The 15,501-nt window shown below is 65.8% G+C and carries 11 protein-coding genes; 8 read left to right on the top strand and 3 right to left on the bottom strand.

Going from position 1 to position 15,501, the window contains the following annotated elements:
* Positions 1-3: 3 nt before the first annotated feature.
* Entirely contained in the window at positions 4-2,337 is a 2,334-nt protein-coding gene (gene xdhB / locus ACREB4_RS11725; RefSeq protein ID WP_431588402.1) for a xanthine dehydrogenase molybdopterin binding subunit, read from the bottom strand.
* Positions 2,325-3,824 (bottom strand): xanthine dehydrogenase small subunit, encoded by a 1,500-nt coding sequence (gene xdhA / locus ACREB4_RS11720; protein ID WP_431588401.1) that lies wholly within the window; start codon positions 3,822-3,824, stop codon positions 2,325-2,327. The genes xdhB and xdhA overlap by 13 nt, the downstream gene beginning before the upstream one ends.
* Before the next feature lie 130 nt (positions 3,825-3,954).
* Between xdhA and ACREB4_RS11715 the strand changes: the two genes are divergently transcribed.
* The 8 genes from ACREB4_RS11715 to ACREB4_RS11680 all read left to right on the top strand — a co-directional run bounded on the left by ACREB4_RS11715 (position 3,955) and on the right by ACREB4_RS11680 (position 14,853).
* Entirely contained in the window at positions 3,955-4,971 is a 1,017-nt protein-coding gene (locus ACREB4_RS11715; RefSeq protein ID WP_431588400.1) for a LysR family transcriptional regulator, read from the top strand.
* A gap of 10 nt (positions 4,972-4,981) precedes the next feature.
* Complete coding sequence (guaD, locus tag ACREB4_RS11710) at positions 4,982-6,361, top strand: guanine deaminase (protein WP_431588399.1); 1,380 nt, start codon at positions 4,982-4,984, stop codon at positions 6,359-6,361.
* 19 nt (positions 6,362-6,380) lie between these two features.
* Positions 6,381-7,892 (top strand): ABC transporter ATP-binding protein, encoded by a 1,512-nt coding sequence (locus ACREB4_RS11705; protein ID WP_431588398.1) that lies wholly within the window; start codon positions 6,381-6,383, stop codon positions 7,890-7,892.
* Complete coding sequence (locus tag ACREB4_RS11700; RefSeq protein WP_431588397.1) at positions 7,879-8,937, top strand: ABC transporter permease; 1,059 nt, start codon at positions 7,879-7,881, stop codon at positions 8,935-8,937. Before ACREB4_RS11705 ends, ACREB4_RS11700 begins: the two co-directional genes overlap by 14 nt.
* Positions 8,934-9,869, top strand: coding sequence for an ABC transporter permease (locus ACREB4_RS11695; protein WP_431588396.1), 936 nt, complete (start codon positions 8,934-8,936; stop codon positions 9,867-9,869). The genes ACREB4_RS11700 and ACREB4_RS11695 overlap by 4 nt, the downstream gene beginning before the upstream one ends.
* Positions 9,870-9,945: 76 nt before the next feature.
* Positions 9,946-11,112, top strand: a complete 1,167-nt coding sequence (locus tag ACREB4_RS11690) for a BMP family ABC transporter substrate-binding protein (protein ID WP_431588395.1) — start codon at positions 9,946-9,948, stop codon at positions 11,110-11,112.
* A 10-nt stretch (positions 11,113-11,122) separates the two neighbouring features.
* On the top strand, positions 11,123-12,154 hold the full coding sequence (locus tag ACREB4_RS11685) for an adenosine deaminase (RefSeq protein WP_431588394.1): 1,032 nt from the start codon (positions 11,123-11,125) through the stop codon (positions 12,152-12,154).
* Positions 12,155-12,240: 86 nt separating this feature from the next.
* A complete protein-coding gene (locus ACREB4_RS11680) occupies positions 12,241-14,853 on the top strand; it encodes an ABC transporter permease (RefSeq protein ID WP_431588393.1) in 2,613 nt (870 codons plus the stop codon).
* Between the two features lie 12 nt (positions 14,854-14,865).
* On the opposite strand, the gene ACREB4_RS11675 is transcribed toward ACREB4_RS11680, so the two are convergent.
* Positions 14,866-15,444, bottom strand: a complete 579-nt coding sequence (locus ACREB4_RS11675) for a chemotaxis protein CheW (RefSeq protein WP_431588392.1) — start codon at positions 15,442-15,444, stop codon at positions 14,866-14,868.
* Positions 15,445-15,501 lie beyond the last annotated feature (57 nt).

Genomic DNA, 15,501 nt, shown 5'->3' with positions numbered 1-15,501 from the left:
CCATCAGGCCAGCGCGGCCTTGACGGCGTCGACCGCGTCGAGGATGGCTTCGGGCGTGGCGGGTGCGCGCAGGGGCGGGTCGATGGCGTGCTGGCCCACGCTGGACACGGCATCACGGATCGCCAAGAACACCGAGAAGGGCAACAGCAAGGGCGGCTCGCCCACGGCTTTGGAACGGTGGATGGTGTCCTCCACATTGACATTGTCGAAGAGCTCTACGCGGAAGTCGGCTGGGCAATCGCTGGCCGTGGGGATCTTGTACGTCGATGGCGCGTGCGTCATCAGGCGGCCGGTTTCGGGGTGCCAGTACAGCTCCTCGCTGGTCAGCCAACCCATGCCCTGGATGAAGCCGCCTTCAATCTGGCCGATGTCCACGGCCGGGTTGATGGACTGGCCCACGTCGTGCAGCACGTCGGCGCGCAGCAGCTTCCATTCGCCGGTCAGGGTGTCGACCAGCACCTCGCTCACCGCTGCGCCATACGCGAAGTAGAAGAAGGGCCGGCCCTGCATGGTCGCGCGGTCCCAGTGCAGCTTGGGCGTGGTGTAGAAGCCGTCGGACCACAGCTGCACACGGGCGAAGTAGGCCTCGCTGATCACCTGTTCGAAAGGCAGCTTCTGCTCACCAATCGCCACGTGGTCGTCGACAAAGCGCACGGCATCCAGCGGCACGCCTTCGCGCTCGGCCAAAAACGTCGTCAACCGCTCGATGATCTGCCTTGCCGCATCGGCGGCCGCCTTGCCATTCAGGTCAGAGCCTGTGGACGCGGCGGTGGCCGAGGTGTTGACCACCTTGTTCGTGTCGGTGGCGGTGACGCGCACCCTGGCCATGTTCACGCCCAAGGTGTGCGCCACCATCTGCGCCACTTTGGTGTTCAGGCCTTGCCCCATTTCGGTGCCGCCATGGTTCACCAGCACGCTGCCATCGGTGTAGATGTGCACCAGCGCGCCGGCCTGGTTCAGGTGCACCACATTGAAGGAGATGCCGAACTTCAGGGGCGTCAGGGCCAGGCCTTTCTTCAAGACTGGGCTGCTGGCGTTGAAGGTGTTGATCGCATCGCGGCGCGCGCGGTAGTCGCTGCTGGCCACCAACTGGTCGATCAAGGGCCGCAGCACATTGTCTTCAACGGTCTGGCCATAAGGTGTCACGTTGTTCTCTTGCAGGCCATACAAGTTGGCCAGGCGCACGTCCAGCGCATCCAGCTTGAGCTTGCGGGCGATGCTGTCCAGCGCGACTTCCACCGCCAGCGCACCTTGCGGTCCGCCAAAGCCGCGGAAGGCGGTGTTGCTTTGCGTGTTGGTGCGCGCGCAGTAGCCGTGCATGTCCACATTCGGCAGCCAGTAGGCGTTGTCGAAGTGGCACAGCGCACGCGTCATCACTGGGGGGGACAAGTCGGCCGACCAGCCGGCACGTGACACCATCTTCACCTGGGCCGCCAGGATGCGGCCTTGATCATCGTGGCCGATCTCATAGTCGTGGATGAAGCAATGGCGCCGGCCGGTGATCATGAAATCGTCGTCACGGTCCACGCGCAACTTGACCGGGCGCTTGAGTTGGTGGGCGGCGATGGCCGCGATGCAGGCGAACACGGCCGACTGCGATTCCTTGCCGCCGAAACCACCGCCCATGCGCCGACACTCGACCTGGATGTGGTGCGAATTCAGCTTCAAAGCTTGGGCGATGTGGTGCTGCATTTCGCTGGGATGCTGGGTGGAGCAGTGCACCAGCATGCCGTTGTTCTCGCGCGGGATGGCGTAGGAAATCTGGCCCTCGAGGTAGAACTGCTCCTGCCCACCCAGGTAGAAACGGTCCTTCAGCTGGTGCGGTGCCCGGGCCATGGCGCCAGCGGCATCACCCCGGTGCAAATGCATGGGGGGGACGACGTGAGCCCCGGCGGCGTGGGCCGCCTCGATGGTCAGCAGTGAGGGCAGGGGCTCGACCTGGATGACCTCCTTGGCGCGGGCAGCTGCACGGCGGGCCGACTCCCGGTCGGTGGCGATGACGGCGAACACCGGGTGGCCCAGGAAATGGACTTCGCCATCGGCCAGGATGGGCTCGTCGTGGATGATGGCGCCGCAATCGTTCTTGCCGGGCACGTCTTGCGCTGTCAGCACCGCGACCACACCCGGCATGGCCTTGAGGGTGGCGACGTCAACACCGATCAGGCGACCATGGGCCACCGGGGACAAGCCGAGCGCGCAGTGCAAGGTGCCGGCCAGTTCGGGCAGGTCATCGATGTAGGGGGCGGCGCCCGCCACGTGCAGGTGGGCCGACTCATGCGGCAGTGACTTGCCAGCGGCACTGCTGGCCATGGGGGGATTGATCGTCAGGCGGTCCATACCTGCACCTTTTCAGCGGTGAGCGCGTGCGCTGGCCGGGTTTCAAGCCAGAAGCGTTCCAGCAGGTTGGCGGCCACGCGCGAGCGGTAGCCCTGGCTGGCGCGCAGGTCTGTCATGGGTTGGAAGTCTTGCGCCAAAGCCGCCTGGGCACGGCGCAAGGTGGCTTTGGTCCAGGGTTGGCCGACCAGCGCGGCCTCGGTCAAGGCCGCCCGTTTGGCCGTGGCCGCCATGCCGCCCCAGCCCAGGCGCGCTTCGGCGATCACCTCGCCCTCCAGGCGCAGCATCAGCCCGGCGCACACGGCGGAGATGTCGCTGTCACGCCGCTTCGAGATCTTGTAGCCGCGCACGATGTCGTCGGCTTTGGGCAGGGGAATGTGCATGGACTGCAGGAATTCGCCGGGCTCCAGCGCGTTCTTCATGTAGTCGAGGTAAAAGGCCGACAAGGGCAGGGTGCGCTGCCGTTCGCCCTGGCGCAGGGTGACGTCGGCGTTCAGGGCCAGCAACATGGGCGCACTGTCGCCGATGGGCGAGCCATTGGCGAGGTTGCCGCCCAGGGTGCCCGCGTGGCGCACAGGGGGCGAAGCGAAACGCAGCCAGATCTCGCGCAGCGCGGGCACGTGCTGAACGATGGCGGCCCAGGCGTCTTCCAGCGAAGCGGCGGCACCGATGGTCAGGCCGGTGCTGCTCACCTCGATGGACTTCAAGGCCTTGACTCGGCCCAGGTAGAGGATGTCGCCCAGCGGTTTCATCTGCTTGGTGACCCACAGGCCCACGTCGGTGCTGCCCGCCAGCATGCGCGCTTGCGGCATCTGCAGCCGCCAGCGGGCCAGTTCGCTCAAGGTCATGGGGGCGACGAATCGGGCGCGTCTGGTGGGGTGGCCTGCTTCTGGCGCTTCGTGGACGAAGGTCTCGTCGCGAGCATCCAGCGCTTTCAAGGCGGCCAATGCCGGGGCCGGATCGAAAGCCACGCGCGGTGCGTCGAACATTTTTTGGCCCGCATCCAGGATGGGGCGGTAGCCGGTGCAGCGGCACAGGTTGCCCGACAGCGCATCGGCCAGATCCTGGCGGGGCAGGGGCTGCACCTGTTCTTCATAAACCTGCCACAGCGACATGACGAAGCCCGGCGTGCAGAAGCCGCATTGCGAGCCGTGGCAATCGACCATGGCTTGCTGACAAGGGTGCAACGAGCCGTCGTTCATGCCTTGCAGGTCTTCGACCGTGAACAAGGCGCGGCCATCCATCGTGGGCAGGAACTGGATGCAGGCATTGACCGTGGTCTTGGTGAGCGCCTGGCCTGATTCGTCGACCTCGCCGACAACGACGGTGCAAGCACCGCAATCGCCCTCGGCGCAGCCCTCCTTGGTGCCAGTGCAATGCGCTTGTTCGCGCAGCCATTGCAGCACGGTGGTGGTGGGCGGCAAGCCTTCCACGGTGTGAATCTGCCCTTGGTGGAAGAAGCGAATCGGACGGGGTGTCGGGTCGCTCATGGTCAGACTCCTGAACAGCAAAAATTCATTGAATGGCACACCCAAGGAGTGGGGGTCCCGCTTCGGAGGGTACTGCGGTCGGGCATTGTCGCTATACGATGATGCTGATAATAACTATCAGTTGGCGCATATGAGCAAGGACGCTGTTTTCGACAAGATCGACCTTTCCCTCATCCGGGTCTTACACACCGTGATCACCGAGTGCAGCGTCTCGCGGGCCGCCATCCGCCTTCAATCCAGCCAGCCCGCCGTCAGCACCCAGTTGAAGCGGCTGCGCGAGATCACGGGCGACCCGTTGCTGGTGCGCTGCGGCCAGGCCATGGCCCCCACCGATGTCGCCCTGAGCCTGCTGGAGCCGGCTTCGGCGATCCTGCAACATGCTCAGAGCATGTTTGGCCACAAGAACTCCGTGCGCGATTTCGACCCGGCCAACACCACGCTCACTTTCCGCATCGCCGCCACCGATTACCTCGATCCTTTCTTCCTGCCCGAACTCACCCTGAGGCTACGCCGGCTGGCGCCCAACATCAAGGTCGAGGTCGTGCAACTGACCGCCGAACTCGACCACCGCCGCAGCCTCGCCCGGGGCGAAGTCGACCTCGTCATCGGCAACTGGCTGGAGCCTTCAGACGAGTTGCACCTGGGCCGCCTGCTGACCGACGAAGTGGTCTGCCTGGTGTCTGAAGACCACCCCGCGGCGCGGCTGCCCAAGGAGGGCAAACGCGCCTGGTCGGTCGAGCAGTACCTGACCGCGGAACACATTTCGCCGCCAGCCCTGCACCCGGGGGCCGTGGGCGTGATCGACGAGCGTCTGGCCATGCAAGGATTGCGCCGGAACATCGTGGTGCGCAACCCGCACTTCGCCCAACTGCCCTACATGGTGGCAGGCTCCCTGCTGGTGCTGACCACGGGGCGCCGCTTTTGTGAGCGCTATGCGCAACAGTTGCGGGTCAAGATCGTCCGGTGCCCGGTGTCTTTCCCGGCCATGAATTACTATCAGCTGTGGCACGATCTCACGCACCATTCAGCGGCCAGCCGCTGGTTGCGAGAGCAAGTGCGCGATGTGGTTCGTGGTCTTCACCAGGTTCGTCCCCCTTTGCGCGCCGAGACCTTGCCCGTGCTGGGTGCGTCGGCCAGACAGCAGTGAGCTTCCTTCCATGCCCGAATCCAGCCCGCCCCTTGCCCATCCCGAGCCCGCGCCCACCCGACAGGTGCTGCGTGGTGACCTGCTGGATTTCACCGCCGACCCGGGCTTTGCACCGCCCGCCGAGGCCACGGGCGTTCGCTGGCGTCCCGACCACTTCCTGATGATCGAAGGCGAGCGCATCGCCGCCATCCAGCCCGCCAGCCAGGCACTGCCCGCCGGCTGGGCCGATGTTCCCGTGGCCGACCACCGAGGCCAGCTCGTCATGCCGGGCTTCATCGACACCCATGTGCACTGTCCGCAGCTTGACGTGATCGCCAGCTACGGCACCGAGTTGCTGGATTGGCTCAACACCTACACCTTCCCCGCCGAACGCCGCTACATCGACCCCACCGTGGCCCATGAAGGTGCCGAGCGCTTCCTGCACGCCTTGTGGGCCCACGGCACGACCAGCGCGGTCGTTTTCCCCACGGTGCACAAGGTCAGCGTTGAAGCGTTGTTCGACCAGGCCAGGGCCCACCACATGCGCCTGATCACCGGCAAGGTGCTGATGGACCGCCATGCGCCCGAAGGACTGCTGGACGACGTGGAGCAGGCCGAGAAGGACTGCGTTGACCTGATCGATCGCTTCCACGGCCAGGACCGCCTGTCTTTCGCCGTGACCGTGCGTTTCGCCCCCACCAGCACGCCCGAGCAACTGACCATGGCCGGCCGCTTGTGCCAGACCTACGCCGGCACCTACATGCAGACCCACGTGGCCGAGAACCGGGACGAGGTGAAGTGGGTGGCCGAACTGTTTCCCACCGCCCGCAGTTACCTGGACGTCTACGACCGCGAAGGCCTGATCGGCCCTCGCGCTGTTCTGGCCCACGGCATCTGGCTGGACGCCAACGACCGCGCGGTGCTCAAGGCGCACGGCGCGCAGATCGCGCACAGCCCCTCGTCCAACCTGTTCCTGGGCAGCGGTTTGTTCAACTGGCTTGAGGCCGAGCGCGAAGGCGTGCACGTGAGCCTGGCCAGCGACGTGGGCGGCGGCACCAGCCTGTCCATGCTGCGCAACATCGCCGATGCCTACAAGATCCAGGCCTTGCAGGGCGTGCGCCTGTCGGCCTGGAAGGCACTCCACACCTGCACCCTGGGGGCGGCCAGCCACCTGGGTCTGGCCCATGAAATCGGACGCCTGGAGCCCGGCTGCATGGCCGACGTGGTGGCATGGCATGTGGCCCACGGCCCCGTGGCCGAGCATCGGGATCGCGTCGCCCAAGACAAGCTGGCCCGCGACTTGCACGAGCGTGTCTTTGCCTGGGTGACCATGGGCGATGAGCGCAATCTGGTGAGCACGTATGTGGCCGGCCAATGTGTTCATTCGGCCCCCCGGGCAGTGGATCAATGAAGCGCTTCTGGCGCCCTTTATGTCGTACCGCCTAGAACTCAAACACATCACCAAGCAGTACCCCGCGGTGCGGGCCAATGACGACGTCAGCCTGCACGTGCTGCCCGGTGAAATCCATGCCGTGCTGGGCGAGAACGGCGCCGGCAAATCCACGTTGATGAAGATCATCTTCGGCGTCGTCAAGCCGGACGCCGGTGAGATCTTCTTCAACGACGCGCCGGTGCAGGTGCGCTCGCCGCAAGAGGCGCGTGCGTTGGGCATCAGCATGGTGTTCCAGCACTTCTCCTTGTTCGACACGCTCACCGCCGCCGAGAACGTCTGGCTGGGCCTGGACAAAAAATGGACCTTGCCCGAGGTGGTCGAGCGCATCCAGGCCGTGTCCGCCGACTATGGCCTCGAAGTCGACCCCTGGCGCCCGGTGCACACCTTGAGCGTGGGCGAGCGACAGCGTGTCGAGATCGTGCGCGCCTTGCTGACCAATCCGCAATTGCTGATCCTGGACGAGCCGACTTCGGTGCTGACGCCGCAAGCCGTCGAAAAACTGTTCGTGACACTGCGCCAACTGGCCGAGCGCGGCTGTTCGATCCTCTACATCAGCCACAAGCTGGACGAGATCCGCGCGCTGTGCCACCGCTGCACGGTGCTGCGCGGTGGCAAGGTCACCGGCGAGGTCGACCCTCGGCAAGAGACCAATGCCAGCCTCTCGCGCCTGATGATCGGTTCCGAGCCGCCCCAGTTGAACCGCGTGGCGCCCGTCTTGGGAGCGACCGCCCTGGTGGTCCGGAACCTGAACCTGCCCAAGCAGGACCCCTTTGGCGTGAACCTGCAGGACATCTGCCTGAGCGTGCAGGCTGGCGAGATCCTGGGCATCGCCGGCGTGTCGGGCAATGGCCAGCAGGCCTTGATGGCGGCGTTGAGCGGCGAAGACCCGCGCACCACGCCGGGCATGGTCAGCCTGTTTGGCCGGGACATCAGCCAGGCCTCGCCGCGCGAACGTCGCCGGCAGGGCCTGCACAGCGTGCCGGAAGAGCGCCTCGGGCGGGGCGCCGTGCCCATCATGTCCCTGGCGCAGAACACCTTGCTCACGCGCACCGATGCCGTCGGGCGGGGAGGCTGGCTGCGCATCAAGGGCACGCACGGCATGGCCGCCGACCTGATCGACCGTTTCAAGGTGAAAGCGGGCGGGTCGAACGCGGCGGCCAAGAGCCTGTCGGGCGGCAACCTGCAGAAATTCATCATGGGCCGCGAGATCGCCGCCTCGCCGAAACTGCTGCTGGTGTCCCAACCCACCTGGGGCGTGGACGTGGGCGCCGCTGCGCAGATCCGCGGTGAGTTGTTGAAGCTGCGCGACGCTGGGTGTGCCGTGTTGGTCGTCAGCGAAGAACTGGACGAGTTGTTCGAGGTGAGTGATCGGTTGATGGTGATGGCCCAGGGGCGTTTGTCGCCCAGCATTGATGCCCGCGAGGCCACGGCCCCTCAGATCGGCATCTGGATGAGTGGACTCTGGGAGGGCGCCCATGTTCAAGCTTGAAGCGCGCGCCGAGCCGTCGAGGCTGCTGATGGTGGGGTCGCCCGTCATCGCCTTGCTGGTCACGGTGCTGATTGGCTCCTGCCTGTTCATGGCGCTGGGCAAAAGCCCGGTCGATGGCTTGCGGATGTTTTTCATCGAGCCGGTGAAGAATGTCTACGCCTTGACCGAGCTGACCATCAAGGCCACGCCGCTGGTGCTGATCGCCTTGGGCCTGGCGGTGTGTTTCCGGGCCAATTTGTGGAACATCGGGGCCGAGGGGCAGTTCGTGCTCGGGGCCATCTGCGGAGGCTGGGTTGCCATGCAGGCCACGCCCGAGACTGGCCGCTGGATCGTGGTGGCCGTGCTGGTGGCCGGCCTCCTGGGCGGCATGGCCTGGGCGGCGATCGTGGCCTTGTTGCGTGACCGGTTCAACGCCAGCGAGATCCTGGTCAGCCTGATGCTGGTCTACGTGGCCGAGATGCTGCTGAGCTACCTGGTCTACGGCCCCTGGAAAGACCCGCAGGGCTACAACTTCCCGCAAACCATCACCTTCCTCGACCCCGCGCGCATTCCCAAGATCGTCAGCGGTTTCCGCATGAACATCGGCATCTTCATCGCGCTGGGGGCGGTGGCGGTGTTCGCGATTTTCCTGGCACGCACCTATGCCGGCTTTCAGCTGCTGGTGGGGGGATTGGCACCGGCCGCCGCGCGTTACGCGGGCTTCTCTTCGCGCCGGGCCTTGTGGACCGGCTTGCTGATCTCGGGTGGCATGGCCGGCCTCGCCGGGGCGCTCGAAGCGGCGGGGCCCCAAGGCCAGCTCACGCCTTTCGTGCCGATGGGTTATGGCTTCGCGGCCATCATCGTGGCCTTCGTGGGACGCTTGAACCCGGTGGGCATTGTCTTCTCGGCCCTGCTGATGAGCATGTTCTACATCGGTGGTGAGCTGGCGCAGTCGCGCCTGGGCCTGCCCAAGGCCTTGACCGGTGTCTTCCAGGGCTTGTTGCTGTTCTGCTTGCTGGCCTGTGACACCTTCATCCACCAACGCCTGCGCTGGGTTTCCAAATGAGCCTCTTCACCGCCGATTCGCTGGCCTTGCTGCTGGCCGCCACGCTGAACGCGGGCACCGTGCTCGGCCTGGCGGCCATGGGCCTCCTGATCAACGAGCGCTCCGGCGTGGTCAACCTGGGGGCCGAGGGCCTGATGCTGGTCGCCGCCATCGCCGGCTTCGCCACCGGGGTGAACACCGGCAGCGACACGCTGGCCTTCCTGGCGGGGGCGGCCGCGGGCGCCTTGCTGGCCGCCGTCTTCGGGGTGCTGGTCATCTGGCTCAACACCAACCAGTACGCCACGGGCCTGGCCCTCAGCCTGTTCGGCGCCGGCCTGTCGGCGTTTGCCGGCATCCGCTACACGCAAGAAAAATTGCCCGAGCGGCCCAATTTCGCCATCCCTTATTTGTCGGACATCCCTTTCTTCGGCCCCGCGCTGTTCAAGCAGCACCCCCTGGTCTACCTGGCGATCATCTTCACGGCGGGCCTGACCTGGTTCCTGTACCGCTCGCGCTCGGGCCTGATCCTGCGTGCCGTGGGCGAATCGCCTGAATCGGCGCATGCGCTGGGCTACCCCGTGCGCCGCATCCGCCTGATCGCGGTGATGTGTGGTGGCGCGCTGTGCGGGCTGGCTGGTGCCTATCTGTCGGTGGTCTACACGCCGTTGTGGGTCGAGGGCATGGTGGCCGGCAAAGGCTGGATCGCGCTGGCATTGACCACCTTCGCCACCTGGCGCCCGGCGCGGGTCTTGCTGGGGGCCTACCTGTTTGGTGGCGTGACGATGCTGCAGTTCCAGTTGCAGGGGCAGGGCATCCAGATCCCCAGCCAGTGGCTGACCATGCTGCCCTACCTGGCGACCATCGTGGTGCTGGTGCTGATCTCGCGCAATCCGACGTGGATCCGCGTCAACATGCCCGCCTCGCTGGGCAAGCCCTTCCATCCAGGCAGTTGACAGGGCATCATCGCCCCTGCTGTCGATTCCCTCAGTGTTTTGACTTTCCCCACTTGGAGATGACATGACTCGACCAATGACCAAACGTTCCTGGCTGAAAGCGGCGGGCTGGGCCGGCATCGCCGCCACCGCCGCCTTGGTGGGCTGCGGCAAGAAAGAAGCCGCCACCGAAGCGTCCATGGCCGCTTCGGCCGCCAGCGAACCGGCTTCCGCCGCGGCCGCCGCGCCTTCCTCCGGCCCCCTGAACATCGCGTTTGCCTACGTCGGCCCGGTGGGCGATGCCGGCTGGACTTATGCCCACGACCAAGGGCGCCTGGCGGTCGAAAAAGAATTTGGCGACAAGGTCAAGACGTCCTTCGTGGAAAAGGTGCCCGAGGGCCCCGACGCCGAACGCGTGATCCGCGACATGGTCGGCCAGGGCAACAAGCTGATCTTCGGCACCACCTTCGGCTACATGGAGCCCATGCTCAAGGTCGCGGCCGACAACAAGGACGTGAAGTTCGAGCACGCCACCGGCTACAAGACGGCCGCGAACATGCGCACCTACGACTCACGCACTTATGAAGGCGCTTACCTGGCCGGCGTGATCGCCGGGGGCATGACCAAGTCCAACACCCTGGGCGTGGTCGGCTCCATTCCCATCCCTGAAGTGATCCGCAACATCAACGCCTTCACCCTGGGCGCGCAAAGCGTGAATCCCAAGGTCAAGACCAAGGTCGTCTGGATCAACAACTGGTTCGATCCCCCGAAGGAAACCGAAGGCGCGCAAAGCCTGATCAACCAGGGCGCCGACGTGCTGTTCCAGAACACCGACTCGAGCGCGGTGCTGCAAACGGCTGAGAAGGCCGGCAAGTACGCCTTCGGCTGGGACTCCGACATGAGCAAGTTCGGTCCCAAGTCGCACCTGGCCTCGGCCATCATCAACTGGGCGCCTTACTACATCAAGGCCACCAAGGACGCACTGGAAGGCACCTGGTCGACCGGTGGCGTGTGGTGGGGCGTGAAGGAAGGCGCGATCGACCTGGTGTCCGTGTCCGACAAGGTGCCGGCCGACCTGAAAGCCAAGGTGGACACCGTCAAGGCCGGCCTGAAGGACGGCAGCTTCGTCATCTGGAAGGGACCCATCGTGGGCCAGGATGGCAAGGACGTGCTGGCCAAAGACGCCGTGGCCGATGACAAGTTCCTGGGCGGCATCAATTTCTACGTCAAGGGCGTGGACGGTTCGATCCCCTCGGGCAAGTGAGGTGAGCGCCATGACCATTGCACAAGACCGCTTGCCTGAACTGCTGCAAGCGATGCCCAAGGCGGAGTTGCACATCCACATCGAGGGCTCGCTCGAGCCTGAGTTGATCTTCGCCCTGGCGCAGCGCAATGGCGTGGCGCTGTCCTACCCCAGCGTCGAGGCCTTGCGCGCTGCCTACGCGTTCACCGACCTGCAGACCTTCCTCGACATCTACTACGCGGGCGCCTCGGTCTTGCTCAAGGAAGAAGACTTCCACGACATGGCCTGGGCCTACCTGACCAAGGCCGCGGCGGAGAACGTGCTGCACACTGAGTTGTTTTTCGACCCGCAAACCCACACCGACCGCGGCGTGCCTTTCGAGGTCGTGATCAAGGGCCTGGACCGGGCTTGCAAGCGGGCCAAGACCGAGCTGGGGGTCAGCGCGACGCTGATCATGTGTTTCCTTCGGCACTTGTCCGAGGAGGACGCCTTGAAGACCCTGGGCGAGTCCATGCCCTGGCGCCACCTCATCGTCGGCGTGGGCCTGGACTCCAGCGAGCGCGGCCACCCACCCGAGAAGTTCGCCCGCGTGTTCGCGCGTTGCCGCGAACTGGGCTTGCACGTCGTGGCCCACGCAGGCGAGGAAGGCCCGCCGGCCTACATCATCAATGCGCTCGACGTGCTCAAGGTCGAGCGCATCGACCATGGCGTGCGCTGCGTGGAAGACCCGGCCCTGGTGCAGCGCCTGGTGAAGGAGGCCATGCCCCTGACGGTGTGTCCGCTCTCCAACGTCAAGCTCTGCGTGTTCGACTCACTGGACAAGCACAACCTCAAGTCCCTGCTCGATCTGGGCCTGAAGGTGACGATCAATTCAGACGACCCCGCCTACTTTGGCGGCTACCTGAACCAGAACTACACCGAGACTTTCGCGGCGCTGGGCCTGGATGCCAAGGCGGCCTACACCCTGGCACGCAACAGCTTCGAGGCCAGCTTCGCCTCGAAAGAAGACAAGGCCGGCTGGATCGCCCAGCTCGACCGCACCTTCGAAAGCTTCGCGGCCTGAGCCGGGGCAAGACCCGCTGCCCTGGCGGGGAAGGGCTTTGGGTTCTAATGACCGTTCCTTGTCGAAACACGGTCGGACACGAACCCATGGCGATCAATCCTTCGGCCTCCGTGCCAGCCTGGCGCTGGGCCCTCAAGCAGACCTGGCGCGACATGCGCTCGGGCAGCCTGCGCCTGCTCCTGGTGGCGGTGGTGCTGGCCGTCACGGCCTTGTCCGCCGTGGGTTTTTTCGCCGACCGCATCGAGCAAGGCCTGGTGCGCGATGCTGCCCAGTTGCTGGCCGCGGATGCCCTGGTGGTGGCCGACCAGCCCATGCCCGAAGCGCTGCCGGCCGAAGCCCGGAAGCTGGGGTTGCGCCAAGCCCGTACCGCCGCCTTTCCCAGCATGGCCCGTGCCCCAGACGAGTTGGGCGGCGACAGCAAATTGGTGGCTTTGAAAGCCGTCAGCGAAACCTACCCCTTGCGAGGCCAGATCACCCTGGGCACCCTGAAGCCCGACGGCACCGTGGTGCCTGCCGGCAAGGCGCCGCTGGGCGGCCCCCCCGCCGGCCAGGCCTGGGTGGACGCCTCCCTGCTGCCCGTGCTGAACCTGAAGGTGGGGGACCGGCTCTGGCTGGGCGATGCCTCCTTCCTGATCGCCTCCGTCATCGCCATGGAGCCCGACCGGGGCGCCGGTTTCATGAGTTTCTCGCCCCGCGTGATGATCCGGCAGTCCGACCTGGCGGCCACGCAGTTGATCCAGCCCGCCAGCCGCGTCACCTACCGATTGCTGGTGGCCGGGCCTGGCCGTTCGGGCGATGCAGGCATCGATCCGCGGACCAAGGCAAGCGACACCGCTCAGACCGCCAAGGCTTTGAAAACCTTCATCACCGCGGCCGAGCAGCAATCCAAGGCGACCCGTGGCCTGCGTGTCGAGACCCTGGAGCAGGGCCGCCCTGAAATGCGCGCCACGCTGGACCGCGCCGGCTTGTTCCTTCGCCTGGTGGCCTTGCTGGCCGCCTTGCTGTCGGCGGTGGCCGTGGCCCTGGTGTCGCGCGACTTTGCCCAGCGGCGCCTGGACGATTGCGCCATGCTGCGTGTGCTGGGCGTGCCCCAAAACCAGATGGCCCTGACCTATGGTTTGCAGTTCCTGATCGTGGGTTTGGTGGCCAGCGTCATTGGCCTGGTGCTGGGTTGGGGCTTCCACCAGGTCTTCGTGGTGCTGCTGTCGGAGTTGGTCCCGGTGGGCTTGCCGGCGCCCAGCATCTGGCCCGTGGTGCTGGGCCTGGGGGTGGGGGTGGTGTTGACCGTGGGCTTTGGCCTGCCGCCGGTGCTGCAACTGGCCCGGGTGCCGCCCTTGCGCGTGCTGCGCCGTGACGTGGGCGAACTCAAGGGCGCCTCCGTGCTGGCCGTGGGCGCGGGTGGCCTGGCGCTGCTGGCCTTGCTGATGATGGTGGCGCGTGACGTCAAGCTGGGGGCCATCGCCTTGGGCGGCGTGGCCGCGGCCGTGGTGGCCTTTGCCGCCTTGAGCGCCCTCGCGGTGTTCATCCTGCAGCGCTTGCTGAACAAGCTCAGTGGCGTGGCGCCTCCCTGGTTGGTGCTGGCCACGCGGCAGCTGACGGCCCAGCCCGGGCAGACCGTGGTGCAGGTCTGCGCCCTGGCCATCGGCCTGCTGGCGTTGGTGCTCCTGGTGCTGTTGCGCACCGACCTGATCGCCAGTTGGCGGGCGGCCACGCCGGCCGATGCGCCCAACCGTTTCGTGATCAACATCCAGCCTGACCAGGCCGAGCCTTTCCAGGCGCAGTTGCGAAAGGCTGGCGTCACCCATTTCGACTGGTACCCCATGATCCGCGGGCGTTTGGTCGAAATCAACGGCAAGACCGTGCGCCCCGAAGACTACGCCGACGAGCGGGCCCAGCGCCTGGCCGACCGCGAGTTCAACCTGAGCTACGCCTCGAAGCAGCCGGCCTACAACCCCGTGGTCGAAGGCCGTTATCAGCCCAACGAACCAGGTGCGCTCAGCGTGGAGGCCGGCCTGGCCAAGACCCTGGGCCTGCACCTCCACGACACCATGACCTTCGACATCGGCGGCATGCGCCACACGGCGCGCATCACCAGTTTGCGCAAGGTGGACTGGTCGTCCATGCGGGTCAATTTCTTCGTGATGTCGCCCATGGCCTCGATGCCTGATTGGCCTGCGACTTTCATCACCTCCTACCGCTCACCGACCGACGGCAAGCTGGACCGCACCCTGGTGCAGGCCTACCCCAATGTCACGGTGGTGGACGTGTCGGCCACCTTGCTGCAGATCCGCCGGATCATGGACCAGGTGATCGCCGCGGTTGAATTCTTGTTCGCCTTCACCTTGGCGGCGGGCCTGATCGTGCTGATGGCGGGCCTGCTGACTTCAAGGGAAAGGCGGGCCAAGGACTGGGCCGTGCTCAAGGCCCTGGGCGCGTCTCAGCACATGCTGGCCAAGGTGCAGCGGGTCGAGTTGCTGGGCGTGGGCGCCCTGGCGGGCGCGTTGGCGTCCACCGCGGCGCTGTGCGTGGGCTGGGCGCTGGCCGGCTGGGTCTTCGAGTTCGACTGGAGTGCGCCGCTTTGGTGGCCTTTGGCGGGTGCGGCGGTGGGCGCCGTGCTGGCGGCCCTGGCAGGCTGGTGGAGCCTGCGCGGTGTGCTGGAGCAACCCGTCGTCAATACCTTGCGACGGGCGGCTCAGTGATGTGCGGCGGATTCAGGGCGCCAGGGTGGTGATCAGGCCCATTTCCGAGCTGCTCATCAGCGACTCGATGTCCATCAAGATCAGCAAGCGTTCGCTGATGTTGGCGATGCCGGTGATGTAGGTGGTGTCGACCATCGAGGCGCTCATCTCGGGCGCTGGTTTGATCATCTGTTCGGCCAACTGGATCACGTCGCTCACCGAATCGACCACGGCACCGACCACGCGGCCGCGCACGTTCAGCACGATGACCACGGTGAAGTCGTTGATGTCGACCTCGCCCTGGGCGTTGAGGCAGTTGAACTTGACGCGCAGGTCGACGATGGGGACGATGACGCCGCGCAGGTTGACCACGCCCTTGAGGTAGGACGGGGCATTGGCGATCTTGGTGGGCGGCTCGTAAGAGCGGATTTCCTGCACCTTCAGGATGTCGATGCCGTACTCTTCGGTGCCCAGGCGGAACGTGAGGAATTCACGGCCCGACACCGCGTGCTGGATCTGACGGGCTGGATTGCCCCGGCTGGACAAACTACCGGGCGCGCCGGGCCGAACTGCGGGGGCAGACTTGGGGGCGGCTACTTGAAGGGCTTCCATACACGTCCTCGATCGAAAAGAAATGGTCTCCCAGCAATGTCGGTTGGCTGAGTTAAA

It is taken from the genome of Aquabacterium sp. (assembly GCF_050725395.1).
In the GTDB taxonomy this organism is placed as follows: Bacteria; Pseudomonadota; Gammaproteobacteria; order Burkholderiales; family Burkholderiaceae_C; genus Aquabacterium.
Note: the sequence above shows the minus strand (reverse complement) of the source record. Positions and strands in the feature narration are given on the sequence as shown.